General features: G+C 60.9%; 15 protein-coding genes and 2 pseudogenes. 15 read left to right on the top strand and 2 right to left on the bottom strand.

The annotated features are described in order from the left end of the window. The 8 genes and pseudogenes from EOA27_RS02005 to EOA27_RS01970 form a co-directional block, all read left to right on the top strand. Positions 1 to 493: pseudogene (locus EOA27_RS02005) on the top strand (FAH family protein); the annotation flags it as partial. Positions 494 to 545: 52 nt separating this feature from the next. Next, complete coding sequence (locus EOA27_RS02000; RefSeq protein ID WP_126078537.1) at positions 546 to 1571, top strand: ABC transporter substrate-binding protein; 1026 nt, start codon at positions 546 to 548, stop codon at positions 1569 to 1571. Positions 1572 to 1648: 77 nt separating this feature from the next. Beyond that, positions 1649 to 2749, top strand: coding sequence for an ABC transporter ATP-binding protein (locus tag EOA27_RS01995; protein WP_126078536.1), 1101 nt, complete (start codon positions 1649 to 1651; stop codon positions 2747 to 2749). Next, on the top strand, positions 2746 to 3618 hold the full coding sequence (locus tag EOA27_RS01990) for an ABC transporter permease (RefSeq protein WP_126078535.1): 873 nt from the start codon (positions 2746 to 2748) through the stop codon (positions 3616 to 3618). The genes EOA27_RS01995 and EOA27_RS01990 overlap by 4 nt, the downstream gene beginning before the upstream one ends. Then, positions 3615 to 4415 carry an ABC transporter permease gene (locus EOA27_RS01985; protein ID WP_127255332.1) on the top strand — a complete coding sequence of 267 codons (801 nt, stop codon included), beginning with the start codon at positions 3615 to 3617 and terminating at the stop codon, positions 4413 to 4415. The genes EOA27_RS01990 and EOA27_RS01985 overlap by 4 nt, the downstream gene beginning before the upstream one ends. Positions 4416 to 4945: 530 nt before the next feature. Continuing rightward, complete coding sequence (locus EOA27_RS01980) at positions 4946 to 5794, top strand: tyrosine-type recombinase/integrase (RefSeq protein WP_189476502.1); 849 nt, start codon at positions 4946 to 4948, stop codon at positions 5792 to 5794. Positions 5795 to 5798: 4 nt separating this feature from the next. Next, positions 5799 to 6112, top strand: a pseudogene (locus tag EOA27_RS01975) (transposase zinc-binding domain-containing protein); the annotation flags it as partial. Positions 6113 to 6125: 13 nt separating this feature from the next. Then, the gene (locus tag EOA27_RS01970) at positions 6126 to 6344 is read left to right on the top strand and encodes a transposase (protein ID WP_189476421.1); all 219 of its coding nucleotides are present in this window, start codon (positions 6126 to 6128) and stop codon (positions 6342 to 6344) included. Positions 6345 to 6413: 69 nt separating this feature from the next. Here EOA27_RS01970 and EOA27_RS01965 read toward each other — a convergent pair whose 3' ends face one another. Both EOA27_RS01965 and EOA27_RS01960 read right to left on the bottom strand, forming a co-directional pair. Continuing rightward, positions 6414 to 7289: an HNH endonuclease gene (locus EOA27_RS01965; RefSeq protein WP_127255328.1), complete on the bottom strand. Its 876-nt coding sequence runs from the start codon at positions 7287 to 7289 to the stop codon at positions 6414 to 6416. Between the two features lie 11 nt (positions 7290 to 7300). Further along, complete coding sequence (locus EOA27_RS01960; protein ID WP_245456614.1) at positions 7301 to 8899, bottom strand: ATP-binding protein; 1599 nt, start codon at positions 8897 to 8899, stop codon at positions 7301 to 7303. Between the two features lie 160 nt (positions 8900 to 9059). Here EOA27_RS01960 and EOA27_RS01955 point away from each other — a divergent pair, with 160 nt between their 5' ends. The 7 genes from EOA27_RS01955 (at position 9060) to EOA27_RS01920 (ending at position 18981) form a co-directional block, all read left to right on the top strand. Next, positions 9060 to 9344: a hypothetical protein gene (locus EOA27_RS01955; protein ID WP_126062175.1), complete on the top strand. Its 285-nt coding sequence runs from the start codon at positions 9060 to 9062 to the stop codon at positions 9342 to 9344. 552 nt (positions 9345 to 9896) lie between these two features. Further along, a complete protein-coding gene (locus tag EOA27_RS01945; protein WP_127255326.1) occupies positions 9897 to 11363 on the top strand; it encodes a tetratricopeptide repeat protein in 1467 nt (488 codons plus the stop codon). After that, positions 11360 to 13471, top strand: coding sequence for a hydantoinase/oxoprolinase family protein (locus tag EOA27_RS01940; protein ID WP_126062172.1), 2112 nt, complete (start codon positions 11360 to 11362; stop codon positions 13469 to 13471). Before EOA27_RS01945 ends, EOA27_RS01940 begins: the two co-directional genes overlap by 4 nt. Positions 13472 to 13478: 7 nt before the next feature. Beyond that, a complete protein-coding gene (locus EOA27_RS01935) occupies positions 13479 to 15254 on the top strand; it encodes a hydantoinase B/oxoprolinase family protein (RefSeq protein ID WP_126064761.1) in 1776 nt (591 codons plus the stop codon). Next, the gene (locus EOA27_RS01930; protein ID WP_126062171.1) at positions 15254 to 16222 is read left to right on the top strand and encodes an oligopeptide/dipeptide ABC transporter ATP-binding protein; all 969 of its coding nucleotides are present in this window, start codon (positions 15254 to 15256) and stop codon (positions 16220 to 16222) included. Before EOA27_RS01935 ends, EOA27_RS01930 begins: the two co-directional genes overlap by 1 nt. A 20-nt stretch (positions 16223 to 16242) precedes the next feature. Then, positions 16243 to 17871 carry an ABC transporter substrate-binding protein gene (locus EOA27_RS01925; RefSeq protein ID WP_126062170.1) on the top strand — a complete coding sequence of 543 codons (1629 nt, stop codon included), beginning with the start codon at positions 16243 to 16245 and terminating at the stop codon, positions 17869 to 17871. A gap of 81 nt (positions 17872 to 17952) precedes the next feature. Beyond that, the gene (locus EOA27_RS01920) at positions 17953 to 18981 is read left to right on the top strand and encodes an ABC transporter permease (RefSeq protein WP_126062169.1); all 1029 of its coding nucleotides are present in this window, start codon (positions 17953 to 17955) and stop codon (positions 18979 to 18981) included. Positions 18982 to 19104: the final 123 nt, after the last annotated feature.

Here is a 19104-nt window from a genome sequence, read left to right as displayed (position 1 = left end):
GGCTGAGATCGTCGGCCTCTATCTCAACGGACCGGACGGCCGCCCCTATCGCATCGGCTACGCGCTGGGCAACGAGTATTCCGACCACGTGACCGAGGCCGAGAACTACCTCTACCTCGCGCACTCGAAACTCCGCTCCTGCTCGATCGGCCCCGAGCTGCTGATTGGCGAGCTGCCGGCGGAGGTGCGCGGGCATTCCCGCATCCGGCGGGACGGCGCCGTCATCTGGGAACAGGAATTCCTGTCGGGCGAGACGCACATGTCGCACTCGATCGCCAATCTCGAGCACTACCATTTCCGCTACCCGATGCACCGCCGGCCGGGCGACCTGCATGCCTATTTCTTCGGCGCGGCGGTGATGAGCTACGCCTCCGGCATCAAGACGGCGCCGGGCGACGAATACGAGATCCAGGCGCCGGAATTCGGAAAGCCGTTGCGCAACCGGATGCAGGCGGTGCCGGACGAGGGGCTGGTGGCCGTCACCCCGCTGTGACGGCAAGACCCGCGGACTGAGATCATCACAAACAACAAATGGGAGAATGATCATGCTACTGAAGAGACTGCTTCTAGGGATAGCGGGTGTCGGCCTCGGCATCGGCCTGATGGCGTCGTCGGCGCTCGCGGCGAACCTGCGCGTGCTGGCCTGGGATGGCTATGCAGACGCCGATTGGGTCAAGGACTTCACCGCCGAGACCGGCATCGGCGTCGATGTCGTCTTCATCGGCAGCGACGACGAGATCTGGGCCAAGATCAAGGGCAGCGAGGGGCAGGACTTCGATGTCTTCGCCGTCAACACCGCGCAGCTGCAGCGCTACATCCAGGCCGACCTCGTCACGCCGATCGACCTGTCGAAGCTTCCCAACCAGAAGGACACGCTGCCGCGCTTCCGCGACATAACAAAGGTCAGCGGCGACACCAAGGACGGCAAGGTCTACGGCATCCCGTTCTGCTTCGATTCCATTGGCCTGATCTACGATACCGACAAGGTGAAGCCGGCGCCGACATCGATGTCAGTGCTGTGGGATCCGGCTTACAAGGGCAAGGTGCTGGCCTATGACAATGGAGAGCACAATTTCTCCTTCACGGCGCTGACGCTGGGCTACAAGGACCCGTTCAACCTCAGCGCCGAGCAGATGGCGGCGGTCAAGGCCAAGCTCGTCGAGCTGAAGGGCAATGTGCTGAGCTTCTACACCACCGCCGACGAGGCCCAGCAGATCTACCAGAACAACGACGTCGCCCTGATCTGGGCCAATTACGGCCAGCAGCAGGTCAAGGCCTTGCAGAAGATCGGCGCCCACGTCGCCTACATCAATCCGAGCGAGGGCGCGCTCGCCTGGCTCGACAACTGGGTCATCTCGAAGGGCGTTCGCGACAAGGACGCGGCCGAGAAGTGGATCGACTTCATGCTGAGCAAGAAGGTGAGCGGCGCCTTGTCCGAGCGCACCGGCTTCGGCAACACCGTGGTCGAGTCGAGCAGCGCCGGCAGCAACGACAAGCTGGTCTGGCTCAACAATGTCGAGGACCCGACCAAGCGCTCCGACCTGTGGAACGAGATCAAGGCGGCGCCTTGACCCGCCCTCGCGATCCTTGAGGACCTGGCGGTCCGGGCCGGACCGGACCGCCGACACGCTATTCTTGGAAGTCAGCCATGAACCAGACCAGCGACCTTCTCACGCTGCGCTCCGTCTCGAAGTCCTATGGCACCGTTCCCGTGCTCTACGACATCGACCTTGCGATCCGCGATGGCGAGTTCTTGACCGTGCTGGGACCGTCCGGTTCGGGCAAGACCACGGTGCTCAGGCTGATCGGCGGCCTGGAGCCGCTGACTTCGGGCGAGATCCGCCTCGACGGCCAGGACATCAGCGGCATGCCGATCAACCGGCGGCCCTTCAACACCGTGTTCCAGGACTATGCGCTGTTCCCGCATCTTACCGTCGCCGGCAATGTCGGCTACGGCCTGTCGGTTCGCCACGTGGCGCGCAAGGAGATCGCGCGCCGCGTCGCCGAGGCTCTGGAATTGGTGCAGCTCGGGCGGTTCGCCGACCGCTTTCCAGCCCAGCTCTCCGGCGGCCAGCGCCAGCGCGTGGCGCTCGCTCGCGCCCTGATCTGCCAGCCCCGGCTCGTCCTGCTCGACGAGCCGCTCGCGGCTCTCGACCTCGAACTGCGCCGGCAGATGCAGGAGTTCCTGAAATCCATCCAGCGCGAGGTCAAGACCACCTTCCTGTTCGTCACCCACGACCAGGAGGAAGCCATCGGCATGGCCGACCGGATCTGCGTCATGCAGGCCGGCCATATCCGCCAGCTCGGCAGCCCGCACGAGCTTTATTACAAGCCGAACTGCGAGTTCGTGGCGCGCTTCTTCGGCGAGAACAATCTCGTGGGAGGCAGGCTCGCTGAGACGCAGGGCGAATTCCGCGCGATCGAGACGGCGCTCGGCCGGCTGGTCTGTTCGGTCGCTGGCCAGCCGCATCTCAAGGCCGCGGCGACCGGCGCCAGCGGCTTCGCCGCCTTCCGCCCCGAAGCGCTGCGACTTGCCGGCGACGGCGATGCCGGGAACCGTCTTTCCGGCATCGTCGCCGATCTTGCCTTTGCCGGCTCCTCGACGGTCGCCACCATCACGGCCGGCGGCGATGCCGCGCATCGCCTCAGGCTGCGCTTTCCGAGCCGGGTGGACGGCAGCGCGCTCAGGACCGGTGAGACCGTGGCGCTTTCCTTCGCGCCGCACGAAGGCCATCTGGTGCTGGCATGAAGAGCGCTGGCCTGGCGCGTCCCGTCGCCATCCGCTGGTCGCCGCTGGTCACCGCGCTTGCCTTTGCGTTGCCGGTGGTGTTCGTCCTGGTGCCACTGGCGATCTTCCTGGTCTACAGCTTCTTCAGCGTCGACCAGGGCCAGATCGTCTATGCGCCGACGCTCGCCAACTATCTCCGCTTCTTCACCGATCCCGTCTTCCTCCCGGTGTTCTGGCGCACGATCGTGCTCTGCCTGTCGGTGGCGGTGATCTCGATCCTGCTCGCCTATCCGACAGCCTATTTCCTGACCACGCTGCGCGGCCGCTGGCGTTACGCGCTGCTGATGCTGCTCATGGTGCCGCTCTTGATGAGCTACGTCATCAAGATCTACGCGATACGCAGCATTCTCGGCCTCAATGGTTTTCTCAACAAGGCGCTGGTCGGACTTGGCATTCTCGCCGAGCCGTCGACGCTCTTCGTCTTCAACATGAACGCTATCCTGCTCACGCTGACGCTGCTTTTGATTCCCTTCGCGATCCTGCCGATCTTCCTGGCACTGGAGCGCATCCCGCAGGTGCTGTTGCGCGCGTCCGACGATCTCGGCGCAAGCAGCCTGCAGACGTTCCTGCGCATCACCTTGCCGCTGTCCCTGCCCGGCGTCGCCTCGGCGGCGAGCTTCGTCTTCGTGCTGGCGATCGGCGATTTCCTGACGCCGCAGATGGTCGGCGGCATCAGCGGCTTCACCTTCGGCCGCATCCTCTACAGCCAGTTCGGCACCGCCTATAACTGGCCCTTCGGCGCCGCTCTGTCGGTGGCGCTGGCCGTCGTGGTGATCGTCGCGATCCTTCTCGGCGAGCGCTTCGGGCGCAATCGGGGGACCTCGCTTTGATCGCAGCGCCGCGCCTCTCCACCATCCTTCTCGCCGCGATAACCGTCCTGGTCGCGGCGCTGCTCTACAGCCCGCTTTTCGTGCCCATCGCGTCGTCCTTCTTTCCCGTGGCGCGCGGCGAGGTCGACTGGTCGTCACCGACGGTCGAGACCTATGTCGCATTGGCTGGGAATCACGAGATTCTGGCCGCCCTCCGCACCACGCTCGTCGTCGGCGTCTGCACGGTCGTCCTCTCGGTCGTGAGCGGCATATTGCTGGCCCTCTACTATCATGGCCGCCGCGCCGGCCGCTCGCTGCTGCAGTTCATCGTCTTTCTGCCGTTCCTGATGCCGCCCATCATCAGCGGCCTGGCGCTGTTGATCTTCTTCCGTGAGATCGGGCTCGAACGCTCGCTGCTGACGGTCGTCATAGGCCATACGGTCTTCGTGCTCGCCATCGTCTATCGCACGGTGCTGACGCGCCTGCAGTCGATGAGCCGCACGCTGGTCGAGGCCTCCTACGACCTCGGCGCGACCAAATGGCAGACCTTCTGGCGCGTCATCCTGCCCAACCTTTCGAGCGCGACGGTGGGCGGCGCCATCCTGGCTTTCGCCCTGTCATTCGACGAGACCATGATCACCATTCTGGTCACCGGCACCCAGACGACGCTGCCGGTACGCCTGTGGGCGATGATGCGACTGGGTTTCTCGCCGGATATCAACGCGCTGGTGGCGCTGATCCTGATGTTCACCATCTTGCTCTGCGCCCTTGCGGCCAGGTTCCTGGTTCCGAGGCAGATCGCCACGCAGCGCAGTTGAAACAACGCTGATCCTGCGCTGGGCGATGCCCGGGGCGGAGCTGGTTGGCAATGTGAGGGATGGCTGGGGCGCCAGGATCCTGGATTTTCATTTTCCTATCCGAATTAAGGGTATAAAATCAGTCACATAGCATTGCGGCTGAATTGCAGTCAAAGGTCTACTGGGGCAGCCATTTGTTACGGAATATGGTCCCCGAAGAAAGATGGGCGAGCCGTGTCAGCGTTCAATGGACGTTATCCTTACGTCGACGGGATAGGTCGAGCTAACCGGGAGTGGCCAGATATGACCCGCTTCCGGCATGATCGGTGCGTTCAGCTTCCTGCAAAAAACAGTCCAGCGTCTTAATGGCAGCTTTGCGCCGCATGCACTAACCCGCTTCGCGGGAGGGGCGCCTAGTTCTGAGATGGCGTGACAGGCATTGGTCTTGAGCGGGTAGAAGCTGCGATCTGACAATGGAGTTCCTTCAACGAGAGGAACCTGCCGTGGATACTCTGTCGACCGATGCACCGATCACGCCACTTCGCCAGCGCATGCAGCAAGACATGCTCATGCGGGGCCTGGGCTCCCATACCCAGCAGGACTATGTTCGTCACGTCCGGCGCTTCGCAGCCTTCCTCCGACGCTCTCCCGATACCGCGACGCCCGAGGACATCCGCCGCTTCCAGTTGTATCAGCATGAGAACGGCGTCGGGCCTGCGACCATCAACGGCGCCGTCTCGGCGTTGCGGTTCCTGTTCCTGACGCGGCGGGATCTGGCACGTGTGCTGGTCATCATGCGCCATCCACGCAAGCTGCCGGACGTGCTGAGCGTGGAGGAAGCGGCGCGGCTGCTCGAAGCAGCACCTGGCATCAAGTACAAGGCCGCGCTCGGTGTCGCCTATGGCGCTGGCCTGCGCGTGTCGGAGGTCGCGCACCTCAAGGTCGATGATATTGACTCCACACGCATGCTGATCCGCATCGAACAGGGCAAAGGGCGCAAGGATGGCAACGCCATGCTCTCGCCGCAACTCTTGGAACTGCTGCGGCTGTGGTGGCGCGAAGGCAGGCGTCGCGGGGTGACGCTTCCGCATGGCTGGCTGTTCCCGGGGGGCAGTTGCACCGATCCGATCTCGACGCGGCAACTCCATTGCGCGGTTCAGGAAGCCGCCGAAGTCGCCGGCATCCGCAAGCGCGTCAGCCCGCATACGCTGCGGCACAGCTTCGCCACCCACCTGCTCGAGCAGGATGTCGACATCCGCGTCATCCAGGTGCTGCTCGGGCACAGCAAGCTCGAAACGACAGCGCTCCACACCAAGGTCTCGACCCGGACGATCCACGCGGTCAAAGGGCCGCTCGACCGGCTGATGGCGCTGATGGAGGATAAGTCACCTCCCGGCTGAACCGGTGCGCGCGGACCTGGAGGTTGCCGACATCTTCCGTGCTGCTGGGCCTGCCTACCGGGCCACCCATGCAGGGCACCTGAGCCATCATCATCTCAACGTGATGTCAGCGATCGAGAACTGCCGCACCGCAGCCCTTGGCGGGCCTGCGAGGACTGCGGTCAGTGGCGCATCGCCTAGAACAGCAGCCGCAACCGGCACCGGCACTGTCCCAGATGCCAGGGCGCGGCGGCGCGGACCTGGCTTGCCGAGCGGGAAGCCGATCTGCTGCCGGTCGGCTACTTCCATGTCGCCTTCACCCTGCCGGCCGAGGTCGCCGACGTCGCCTTCCATGACGCTCGCCACAGACGAGTTCATCCGCCGGTTCCTGCTCCATGTCCTGCCGCGCGGCTTCCATCGCATCCGCCACTACGGCCTGCTCGCGGCCACGCCTCCCGTCACGAACGATCCTGCGGCGGAATCGGACGACTACCGGCCGCTGCTCAACGGAGAAAAGCACCTCGTGCTCGGCAACCGCGATCATAGGGGGCCAACGGCGGAGCTGGTGTGAGCCAGCATCCACGAGCTAACCGACGTGGCAGTGCACGGCCATCCGCACCCGAGCCTCAATCTGGTGGGCTTAGCCTTCGGTGTCAGCCGTCATGCCCTCAAGTAGCTGGGGATCCATCGGCGCCACTATCGCAAAGCCCCCGTTACAGAAGAGAGCATGATCGGCGAGCGCTTGAAGGAGGACCGGTCGCCAATGATTGCGATGATAGGTCTGTCTTTCCACAGCCGCTTGCGTGAGTAAGAAACGCCGCACCATTTGCGCGCCTTCCCGAAACATCAGGTGAAGATTTACAATGTGGCTCACGAGCACGCCGGATATCTCCTCGCCAAATCTTTCGCTCAGGTTGAGCGTGTTCGCCTGATAGACGAGCCTGTCGTATAAGGCTGGCGGCATGTTGGCGACATTTTGAGCGACAGAGAAATTGGCCACTAAGCCGCCATTCACGATGGCGACGTCGGCACGCACGAAGTCCTCGTCCGGCAAGATATCGAAATACGCGTGAGGGAACAGTCGATTTCCGGCTTCCTCGTCCTTGGCCTTCTTGATGTAATTACAATCGTGACAAAGCGGGACAAGGTTGCGGGAATAAATGGTAAGTGGCTTGTATTTGGACTGAGGAAAAAAGTGATCCAGCTCGCCTGGCTTACTAATTCCACATATCGGGCAATGGCTGACGCCCTTGAATGCTTGTTCTCGGACATGAGGGATTTTTCTCCCCTCGTAGGTGTGTGCATACGCATGCGCCACCGCCTCGTTCAGTTTCTCGACGAGGCCCTGGCCCTTTAGAGAGTTCGAGGGCACCGCGGGTCCTTGGTCATATTCATCGTAGAGCGCCAAAATGGAATCTATCTCGGCGTCACCCGCGGCATAGCCCTGCGGACCGCGGTAGCTGTACTTGATAAGGACCTTCTTAAGGTCGTCTTTCGCGCTTGCGCGAGAGGGCATCGGTAGATTTCTCAATTCGCCCTCTTCTTCGCCGCGAGCTTGGAGAGGACGTAGGCACGAGCCTGGGCGCTCAGGCCTGGATTGAACAGCGCGTCAATTTCTTCAATTTCCTTCACGCCTTTGACCAGAAGATTGAGAACTTCATGAAAATCGGTGCCCGCCACCGTGAGGCCGAAGATGTCGTATGTGAGAACGCCTAGATTCTCGCCAAAGGTTTCAAGGCGCGGCTTCGCGAACTGCATCGCGTCACCACTGCGAGTGACGATGCGGACGTGGCGAGCCAATGTTTCTTGAATAACCACGGCCGAGTGCGTGGCCGCTATGCAGAATGCGTTGGTCTCTTCGAGGATGATGCGTAGAGACTGCATCAAAGCGGCTGCGAGGGGCGGATGCAAGTGGGTCTCCGGCTCGTCGAACAGGACCAAGGACTTTCGTGTGGCGTTTGCGACCAACGACGCGACGACATGCAACGCGATCTTGTGCCCCGTGCTCCAGCCCATGAAGCTTTGGCGGGGATTTTCGTCAAGCAGCTCCACCGGTGCTAATTCGCTGAGCTGCGAAAAAGAAGGGTCGGCGAAGATCGGTTCTAGCGCTGCTTGAAAGAGACTTCTCTTCCCCGTCGTGTTGATCCGTTTGAGCAACGCCTCGAACTCATCCGCGAGCTTGTCGATCGATTTCAAATACGTCTTTCGCTGGTGACCCAATTCGTTTTCCCTAGGCTCTGCGGGCACCCGTCGCGGTTCGTACGCGAGGTTTTCCCGAGCCTCCTCGGCGATGTCACGCAGACCGCAATAGACGAAACGACCTTGCCCCCTCTCGATCTCAAGTGACTGCTGCCGCCTGTCTCGAGCTTCCAAGCCCGGAACGGTGAAGTTGTCGAACGCGCTGTAGGAAACCGTGATGATGCGGAAGAAATTGAGATCAGGGGGCGTCAGCTCTCCCATCGCACGGACGTCACTGCTCGTGCGCGCGTCTTTCGACGCGAAGGCAACGTGAGCCAGCCGGGCCAGAACCGTGCTTTTTCCCGAGCCGTTACGACCGATCAGCGCAACAATCCGCCTTGGAAGCAGAACCTCTTTTCGGCTTGGTCCCACGCGACGATACGGCCCTGGATACATCTGGGGCTCTGGCGCGTTGAAATTTAGGTTGAGCTCGTCGGATGCCTCGCTCGGCCGGAAGGAGAAGGCGGCGGTGATGTCCGGCAATTGCCCCGATGTTTTGTTATATACCGCCGTTGCGTCATCGAGGAACCGCTCCCACTCGGAATTATCGCGGAAAAGCGATGTCTTCCAACCGGGCTCGGTCATGAACTCGACACTGAGTTGCGAGTTCGCGATGACGTCATTCAACGCTGTTACGATTTCATAGCGATCGCTTTGCCGGATATTGGATAGGCGCTCGTAGTAGTCCAGCGACGTCCCAACCGAACAAAACTCTGGACCTAGACGGTCGAATGGATCATCGACTTGCAACGGATCGGCAGCGGCCTGCCCACGTCGTAGGATTTTGACGCCGCCAATGAACACAATCTCCGAACTGTCTTCCTCTGGCTTGTAATAAAGACCGTAGAGAGTTTGGAAACTGTAGTCGTTCCAGTTGTCTTTTTGCAAACCGTACTTTGTATTTATCGATCTAAGTTCAGTTTTTGATGCAGGATATATGCTAAACAACATTGAGGATACCAATCATTTTCCTATTAATCTTATTAATTTCTGGCAAGGCGCCCATATTTCATAGATGCTACACTAACCCATCCAGCCAAACCAGCGTGTGATCCGGGTGCGAGGCACCGATACTGCTCCGGAGATGCTCGTTCGCAAGCTCGTTCATGCAACGGGATATCGCTATCGCCTCCATAGACAGGGGCTCTCCGGAAAACATAACCTCGGTCGCATTCCCGGCTCGCAAGAAGGCCATCTCCTGTATACGGGTGCTATTGACATAACTCGCCGAGGCCTGTCGAAGGCTCAGATTCTCGGAAGACTGCATGAGCATTTGCAAGAATGCCCGTCTGACGCCGCTGCGTCGAGAGCAGATGTCCCGCGACATTGTTAAAGGCCGTCTTTCCAAAGCCGATGTGGCGCGGACATGAAGGTGGTGGCGCGCTGGGGGAGCGCTTCCAGATCGAGGGAAGCGCCGGCATGGTCGACCGTCCTTCGCGAGCCAAGTCAAGTCCGAGGCGAACCGAAGCCGCGGTGGCGGATGTAATCGTGGCTTTGCGCCGCAGCGCCTGACCGGCAAGCACATCGCTCTGCAAACCGGCGTGTCCGAAGCGACGGTGAGCCGGCTGCTGACATGCGCCGGCCTGTCAGGGAGGTGTGATTTTCCGACGCCTGTTCTGTGGGTTGAAGCCGTGGAGAGGAACTGCGGGCTTGATCGCGATCTGTGAGTTGGCGGATTCTATATCGTGAGGACATGGAATGTTTCCCAGGGTCTCGCTGAACCGCCCGGCGGGATCGAGGAAGATCTCTCGCTTGGCGCTACACCGTCGCACTTTCCTATTCCGCGTCGTCCAGAGCGTCGACAGTCTTCGAGGTAGCGCGATTCGACAAGTAGATAGCGCAATTCGTTAAACTGCGATCCAGAATGCGTTGAAGATCGGCCCTCATGATCCAGGCAGAGCCAACTCATCGCGACGCGTATTCCGGTGCTGCAGAAAGCGTTGGAAAATCGGTAGAGCCAGACTTGGTTTCGTCGTTCTTCCAAGACTTCAACGCCGCAGCGACCAATGGTGACGTTGAAACCGCGTCTCACTTGGCAGCCATGGCCCTTGCCGCGCGACCCGGTCACCCCGCCAGCCAGATGATGTGGGGTTTCGCCTGTACCTTGGCCGGACGTCATAGGGAGGGTTTGCCGTATCTGCTCAAAGCTTCGGCCGCCATGCCGCGCAACCGCGTCTGCCATATGCTGGCTGGGAAGGCGGCTTTCTTCGCCGGCGACATGGCCGCGGCGACTAAGGCGTTCAAGTTCGCAATCGCTCTGGACCCATTTGCGCCCGACGCTCACAACGATCTTGGCCAAGCGTTGAAGCGGCAGGGCAATCTTCGGCAGGCGGTCGCTTGCTTCAAGCAGTCTTTTGACCTCGGGCGCAGTTCCCGCTGGTACAGCAAGACGTCCGCCGCAAACATCGTCGATCCACTCCGGTCGGGAGGTGCATCGATCACGTCAGTGGCGCGTCTGGAGCACGACGCCGAGCAACTCGAATACCTTTGGTGGATCGGCTGCATCGATGAGAGTCTGGCAGGGAAAGCAGCGATCTATCGCCATATCGCGCGGCGCCGTGCAGTGGCGCACGGCTTTTCGGATCCGTTCGAGATGACGAGCGAGGAGATCACGGCAACCAGCGGCGTCTACGGACGGGCGGTGAATATACCGTCGCTTCCGCATTCGAAAGACGCGGTTGTCGGCGGAGGCCTGAACGGATCCGACGTAGAAGCTGCTTTTGCGACAGGACGTTCTTTCGCCATCGTAGACAACTTCCTGTCGCCAGAAGCGTTGGAAACATTGGTACGCTTCTGTCGCGAGGCCACCGTATGGTTCGATTGCAAGCGCCGAGGAGGATATCTTGGCGCTTATCTCCACGACGGCTTTGCGCCGGAAACAGCGGTGCGCCTAGCCGAGGAATTGCCCCGCCTGCTTCCTGACTTGCTCAAGGGGCACGGGCTCAGCCAGTTGTGGGCATTCAAATATCCGAGCGAGGGCACCGGCACGGCGGTGCATGCTGACCAGGCTGCGATCAACGTCAATGTCTGGCTAACTCCGGAAAGTTCGGCGGAGCCCGGCAGGGCCGGCGGCCTGAGAATTTACGATGTCAAGGCTCCGGAAGGCTGGGACTTCGGGGACTACAACGGCGACCGAGCCGCATGGTGCACCGCGAAGGCCGCGGCGTCGGAATATGTCGACATTCCTTATCGCGGCAATCGCGCCGTGATCTTCGACTCGAGCCTGCTGCATGAAAGCCTGCCCTTCCGATTTCGCGACGGGTATGTACATCGGCGGATCAATCTGACCCTGCTCTTCGACAGGGTGCAACTGCCTACCCCCACTGTATCGGTATTTGAGGGCCACAAATGAGTTTTCGAATATCGGTCGACACCGGTGGTACCTTCACGGATGTCATCGTCACTGACGCCGACGGCAAGCTTGTGCTTGGAAAGGCGCTCACCACGCCACACCGCAGCTTCGAGGGTTTCTCGGCATCGGTCGCCAGCGCTGCGGCCCAGCTCGGCCTGCCCGTGGAGGCGCTGCTGAAGGACACGAGCGTGCTGATCTACGGCACCACCCGCGCCACAAATGCGATCGTCGAACAGAAGGTGGCCAAGACAGCCTTCCTGGTAACAGAAGGGTTTCCCGACATCCTCGTCTATCGGCAGGGGGGCAAGCTCAACGCCACACAGCTCAACATCGATCTTCCGCCGCCTTACGTCCCGCGTCGCCTGACCTGGCAGATTCCGGAGCGTGTCGACGCGGCGGGTGAGGTGCTGATGCCCATCGACGTTGAGGCGCTCGACCGCATTCTGCATGAGATCAAGGCGAAGGGCGTCGAGGCGATTGCCGTATGCCTTCTGTGGTCGATCGTGAATTCGACGCACGAGCTTGCGGTCGGCAAACGCATCGCCGAGATACTACCGGGCGTCCCGTTCACCCTGTCGCACCAGCTCAATCCGATCATCCGCGAGTATCCGCGCGCGTCGTCGACTGCCATAGACGCCTCCCTCAAGCCGCTGATGCAGGAGCATCTGAGCGCCCTGAAGCAGGATCTCGCCGAAGCAGGGTTCACCGGCGAGCTTCTGGTCAGCACCTCCTTTGGCGGCGTGATGCACATCGAAGACGTCATAGCCAAACCAAGCTACATGGTGATGTCCGGGCCGGCCATGGCTCCGCTGGCCGGCCTCGCCTATGCCGAAAGCGAAAAGCTCGGTAACGACATTATCGTCGTTGATGCGGGCGGAACCACCTTCGACGTCAGCCTGGTTCGGCAAGGCATGGTCAAATACACGCGTGAGACGTGGTTCGGCGAGCAGTATGTCGGCCACAACCTCGGTATGTCCACCGTCGATGTGCGAAGCGTCGGCGCCGGCGGCGGCTCAATCGCCTGGATTGACTCCGGCGGACTTTTCAGGGTCGGGCCGAAGAGTGCTGGATCGGTGCCCGGACCGGCGTGCTACAGCCGCGGCGGGACGAGCCCGACGGTGACCGATGCGGCGGTGGTGCTGGGCTACCTCGATCCCGATTATTTCCTTGCCGGACGCATGAAGCTGGACGTCGGCGCGGCTGAAGCGATCGTCGGACAAATTGCTGAGCAGATCGGCAAGAGCCTTCATGAGACCGCGACCAGCATATTGACACTGTCGACAGAGAACATGATCGGCGCGATCCAAAGCATCACGGTAAACGACGGCGTAAACCCCCGCGACAGCATCCTCGTCGCTGGCGGCGGTGCGGCGGGGCTGAACATCCTGCCCATTGCCCAAACGCTGGGATGCGATCGCGTCCTCCTGCCCAGAACCGCCGGTGCGCTCAGCGCCTGTGGAGCCCAACTTTCTGACATCGTCGTCGAGTTCCCGGGGTCCTGCTTCCTGTCAACGGCCGATTTCGACATGGACAAGGCCAATGCCCTTCTGAGCTCCCTCCAGGCGCAGTTGGAAGATTTCCGGGAGCGGCTGGCCGCACGCGGCATTCAGCGGTTCCATCGCTCGTTCTTCGTCGAGGCGCGCTACAGCGGACAGCAGTTCGAGATCGAAGTCCCGGTTCCCGTGGAAAGATTTGAGACAGACGCAAACATCGAGGCGCTGGTGGTCGCCTTCAACGATATTCATGAACGGCTGTATGGCGTCCGGGATGTGCACAGCGCGGTCGAATGCGTGAACTGGAAGGCCCGTCTGCGCGCCGAATTGACGAAACCGCCTCTAGCCAGCGCGACGGCCGAAGCCGCCCGGTCCACGCCGGCGCCTGCGAAGCACCGTGCCTGCTATTTCACAGAGACGGGGATGACTCGCGTTCCCGTTTATTACGGCAATCAGCTGACGCCCGGCGACCACATCGACGGTCCGGCGATCATCGAGGAGGCAACGACCACCATCGTCGTCTATCCAAAGACCTCGGCACGCGTGACGCTGAGAGACAACTACATCCTCACACCGGTTTCGGGACTAAGGGGTTTGGACAATGGCGACTGCTAACGATAAGATGCTCGATCCCGTCCAGCTTGCCATCATGTCCAATCGCGTCGAGGCCATCGTGCGCGAAATGACGAACACCGTTCTGCTCTCGGCACGGTCGTCGATGATTGGCATGGCGCGCGACTTCTCATGCGCGATCGTGACAGGCAACAACGAACTGCTAAGCGCTGCCGAAGCCCTGCCCATCCACATTTACGGCGTCAACCTCCAGGCCGAGACGATGAGCCGGCTACATCCGGATCTAAAGCCGGGCGACGCCTACCTTCACAACGATCCCTATCTGGGCAATTCGCACGCGGCCGATCACACGTTCCTCGTGCCGGTGTTCCACGAACACGAGCATCTGTTCACGACGGTCGTCAAAACGCACCAGGCTGACTGCGGCAACAGCGTTCCGACGACCTATTTCGCCGCCGCGACGGATGTATATCAAGAAGGCTCGCTGATCTTTCCGTGCATTCGGATCCAGGAGGATTTCAAGGACTGCGAAGACATCGTCCGCATGTGCCGCAGTCGTATCCGCATTCCCGGGCAGTGGTATGGCGACTACCTGTCCAGTGTCGGCGCCTGCCGGATCGGCGAGGAGCGGCTCAAGAGCTTCGTAGAAAAGTATGGCGTCGACACGGTCCGGACTTTCATCGCGCAATGGTTCGACTATTCGGAGCGCCGATGCGCCCAGGCCATACGCAAGCTCCCTGCCGGCAGCTTCGAGATGTCCGGGAGGCTGGACGCGCTGCCGCCCTTCCAGCCGTCGGAAATCATCATCAACGTCAAAGCCGAGATCGATCCGGTGAATGCGTCGATCGTCGTGGACCTGCGCGACAACCCCGACTGCGTGGAAAGCGGGATCAACCAGACCGAGGCCACCGCGACGGCCAATGCGATGACGGCGGTGTTCAACTGTCTCGACCATGACATACCACACAATTCCGGCAGCTTTCGCCGGATCAAGGTCTTGCTTCGGGAGAACTGCGTCGCAGGCATTCCACAATTTCCGCACAGCTGCTCGACGGCGACGACGTTGGTGGCGGACGTCATCGTCAACACGACGCAGGCCGCATTCAGCCAGCTTGGAGATGGATTCGGCCTCGCCGAAGGCAATTGCTGCAATTCGGTCGGCGCGAGCGTGATTTCCGGAAAGGATCGGCGGCGGGATGAGGCGCCGTTCGTGAACCAGATATTCCTAATGGGCGGGGGTGGCCCTGCCTCGCCCCAATCCGATGGGATGGTCTATCTGTTGGTTCCGCCGGCTGCCGGTCTACTCTACCGAGACAGCGTGGAGGTGGACGAGCAGCGCTATCCGATGCTCGTCCGCTCGATGACGATCTCCGTCAATTCGGCCGGCGCCGGCCGCTTCCGCGGAGGCCCGGGCACTGAGGTGGTTTTCGGGCCACATCGCGGCGAGATGCTCGTCATGACGATTAGCAATGGACAGGAAAATCCGCCGCGTGGCGTACATGGGGGAAAGCCTGGCCGCTCAGGTGCGAATTTCAAGATCGAACGCGACGGATCAGCCACCAAACTGGATGCCTATGTCGTTTGCCCGCTTGCGGAAGGCGAGTGGATCAAGGGGATCGACAATGGCGGCGGCGGATATGGCGATCCTTTGGATCGTAGCCCCGACCGCGTCCTCTACGACATCGTCGAAGGCTACGAGACCATCGACCGCGCCCGGGATGTCTACGGCGTTGTCTTTGAAGGTTCAACGACTGATGACAACCTCTCAGTCGACGTCGATGGAACGCGGCGGCTAAGGCTCAAGCTCTCCGCGGGCGCCCGCTGATGGCCGTGGCAGGCAGTGAACCTCTCCTGCGCGTCGAGCGGCTAACAAAGACCTTCGACCTGAAGCGCGGTAAAACGCTCATTGCCGTGAACGACGTTTCGTTCTCGTTGCAGAGAGGGGAAACGCTCGGGCTCGTCGGCGAGAGCGGCTCAGGCAAGACCAGCGTCGGGCGCTGCATCCTGCGTCTAATCGAGCCGACATCGGGCAGCATCTACCTCGACGGGAAGAACTTGACGACACTGACACCACGGGCGCTGCGGTCCGCGCGCGCCCGCATCCAACTCGTATTCCAGGACCCTTTTGGCTCGCTTGATCCACGTGTGTCGATCGGCGCAAGCCTACGGGAGCCGTTGAATATCCATCACGTCGACCATGGAGCCGGCGACGGGCGCATTCGCCAGATGCTCGACCTGGTGGGGTTGCCCTACGACGTGGTTCATGCACTGCCGGCCGACCTGACGACCAGCGAGCAGCAAAGAGTGGGAATTGCCCGGGCACTGGTCACCAGGCCCGACCTCGTGATCCTTGACGAGCCAACCTCGCAGCTCGATTCGACCGCTCGGTCGGCACTGCTTCGGACGCTGAAAGACATCCAGGCCGAGCTCAAGACCGCCTACATCTTCATTTCCCACGACCTCAACTCCGTGGCGAAGATCAGCCATCGCATAGCGATCATGTATCTGGGTTGCCTGGTCGAGGTGGCGCCGACGGAAAATATCATCGCCAGCCAGCGTCATCCCTATAGCCGCGCGCTTCTGTCGGCGGTGCTGTTTCCCGATCCTTCCCGCAAGCCAGATCGTTACGTGATCCAGGGCGAAATATCCTCCGCCATCGAAACCAAGGACGAGTGCCAGCTCTATCCACGCTGCCCAATACGCGAGGAAGCCTGCTCGCGCGGAAAACCTCCACTCGTCGAAATTGCGGCGTCGCACCAGTCCGCCTGCCGCCGCTGGGGCCATGTCAGTTAAACGCCACAAGGAGATTGCCTATGCCTGCAGTGCATATACGCGCAAAATTTCTCTCGCTCTCGTTCACCGCAGCCCTCCTGCTCGGAGCGGGCACGCTCTCAGCATCAGCGAAAGACACATTGGTCGTCGCCATACCGGGTACGCCCCAAGGCATCGACCTCAACAAGGATGTCAGTCCACAGACCTGGATCATGGCCGCCCAAGTCTACGACGAGGGGATGCAATGGGAAGCCGGGTCGTATCCGTTTGGAACGGGCGCTGCCTTCGATCCCCGCCCGCAGGACGATTTTAGCTATCCCGATCTCCGCAGCGGAAAGCTGAAGGCAAGCATCATCGACAGATGCGAACTTTCGGCGGACGGCAAGAAGGCCACAATCCTGCTGCGCAAGGGTGTCAAATCGGCTCCAGGCAATGAATTCACGGCTGGCGACGTGCTCTGGCGCGTCGACCGCGCGTTGGCTACCAAGGCAATCGATGCCTTCTTGATGGCCATAGCCAACGTCGACGATCGGGCGAAATGGTCGAAGGTCGACGATTACACGGTTAACATCACGTCCGAGCAGCCCATGCCCTTGGCGTGCACGATCCTGACGAACAATTACTGGCCCTGGTACGATTCCACCGAGATCAAGAAGCATGCAACCGCTGAGGACCCGTGGGGAGACGCTTGGATTTCCCAGCATGGGGGCGGCTTCGGCCCCTATTCAGTGACGACCTGGGAAGCAGGCAAGCGGGTGGTCATGGACGCTAATCCCAACTACTGGCGCGGCGAGCTGCCGGTGAAGCGGATCATCTTCCAGGTGGTGCCGGAAAGTACGAACCGGCTGGCGCTTCTCAACCGGGGTACGGTCGACATCGCCGACGGCCTCTCGCCCGACCAGATCATGTCCCTGTCTGGATCGTCCGTTGCTAAGCCGATCGCGGTGAAGGGAAACCAGAACCTTTTCATCGTCATCAACAACGCGCTGGACAGTTACAAGGACGCGCGCGTCCGCCAGGCCATCAATCTGCTGATCCCCCGTCAGGATATCGTCAAGAACATCTACCGGGGCATGGCCGCGGAGTTCCAGGGCGTCTATCCGAGCATCTATCCTGGGCACGTAACCTTCGCCGACTTTTCCTACGACCCGGCCAAGGCCAAGGAGTTGCTGGCAGCTGCGGGGGTAACTAATCTGAGCGATGAACTCATCTACAGCGCTGACGATCCCGTCCAGGAATCCATCGCGATTCTGCTGAAAACTTCGTTCGCAGACGCCGGGATAGACCTGACGCTCAAAAAGCTTCCCGTAGCTGCCCTCGCCTCCACCGTCCAGTCGAAGCAGGCGCATCTCGCGCTGTGGATCGACTTCCCAATTCAGCCCGACCCAAGCTATGCCTCAACGCTGATCTATTCGTCGACCGGCGCCGTGAACTACGAGAAGTACAAGAACGAGAAAGTCGACGAACTTCTGACCGCCGGCCGCAGCGTGACCGGAATGGAAGAGCGCATCAAGGCACATGAGGAGGTGCAGAAGCTGATCCATGCCGATGCTCCGCTTGGATGGGTCGTCGAGCCTTACTTCGGCCTCGGCTTCTCCAACAAGGTGAGAGGGTACAAATGGTATCCGGGCAACTATTATCAGGTGCGCGATCTGAATATTGCGCCCTGACGTTATCCGGGCGGGGGGCTGCCCCCGCCCCGTTGCCGTAATAACGCGCGGCGCCTTGAGGCCCCGCATCGAAAGATCTCGATGAAGCTTCTGAAACACCTCGGCTATCGCCTTCTGGTACTGGTGCCGCAACTCCTTGCCATATCGTTTGTCACTTTCGGTATCGTCAGATTGCTGCCCGGAGATCCCGCGCGCCTGCAGCTCGGCCCGCTCGCTCCGGAAGCGACGGTTGAAAAACTCAGAGGCGAATTGCTCCTCAACCGACCCATTTGGGAACAGTACACCGTCTATCTTAAACGTCTTTTACAGGGCGATTTCGGCCGCTCCTGGGTAAACGGCACCTTCGTGGCCGAAGATCTTGCGACGCGCCTCCCGGCTACTCTGGAATTGATCTTCCTGTCGCTGCTGACAATTCTCCTCATCCTGGTTCCGATGGCGATCGTGACCGCCTCGGACTCACTCAATCCGTTCGTAGGCCAGCTTCGGCGGCTGGCGGTTGGGTACGGCATGCTGGCCGGAGCGCTTCCCGATTTCCTTCTAGGTTTGCTGCTGATCTTCGTGTTCTTCGTGACGCTCGGCTGGTTGCCCGGCCCGGAGGGGCAACTGGGCATTCTTGACATACCGCCTGAACGGATCACCGGTTTCGTCTTGGTAGACAGCATCATCGCCGGCGATACGGAACTCGTGAAATCGGTATTCCTTCATATGGCGATGCCGGTCGGGACCCTGGCGTTCGTCTACGGTGCGCCGATCTTCAAAATGCTGCGCGGCCGTATGGAGGAAGCCCTCGCCAGTGACTACACACTCTACGGTATAATGCTCGGGCTGCCACGCCGGACCACCTTCCTGCGCGCTCTCCGCAGCGCGGCCGGCCCGACATTGGTTATGACCGGGGTCGTATCCGGATTTCTGCTCGGCGGGGCGGTCCTAGTGGAATCGGTCTTCAATCTCAATGGGATCGGCCAATACGCGATCAAGGCCATCGCAACGGCGGATTATGCGCCGCTGCAGAGCTTCGTTCTGGTGTCGGCCATCGTGACGGCGACGATCTACCTTCTGGTCGACATCGCCATGCTGTTCGTTGACCCCAGACTTGCCGGCGACCGGTAGCCACCGATGATGAACACCGTCCTTGGCACTTATCGGCGGCTGCCGTCTTGGCAGCGGATAATCTGTATCGTCTGGCTCGTCATCATCGTGCTCACAGTGGTTGGACCATGGATAGTGCCGTAT

The organism is Mesorhizobium sp. M2A.F.Ca.ET.037.01.1.1 (assembly GCF_003998075.1).
Taxonomy (GTDB): domain Bacteria; phylum Pseudomonadota; class Alphaproteobacteria; order Rhizobiales; family Rhizobiaceae; genus Mesorhizobium.
Note: the sequence above shows the minus strand (reverse complement) of the source record. Positions and strands in the feature narration are given on the sequence as shown.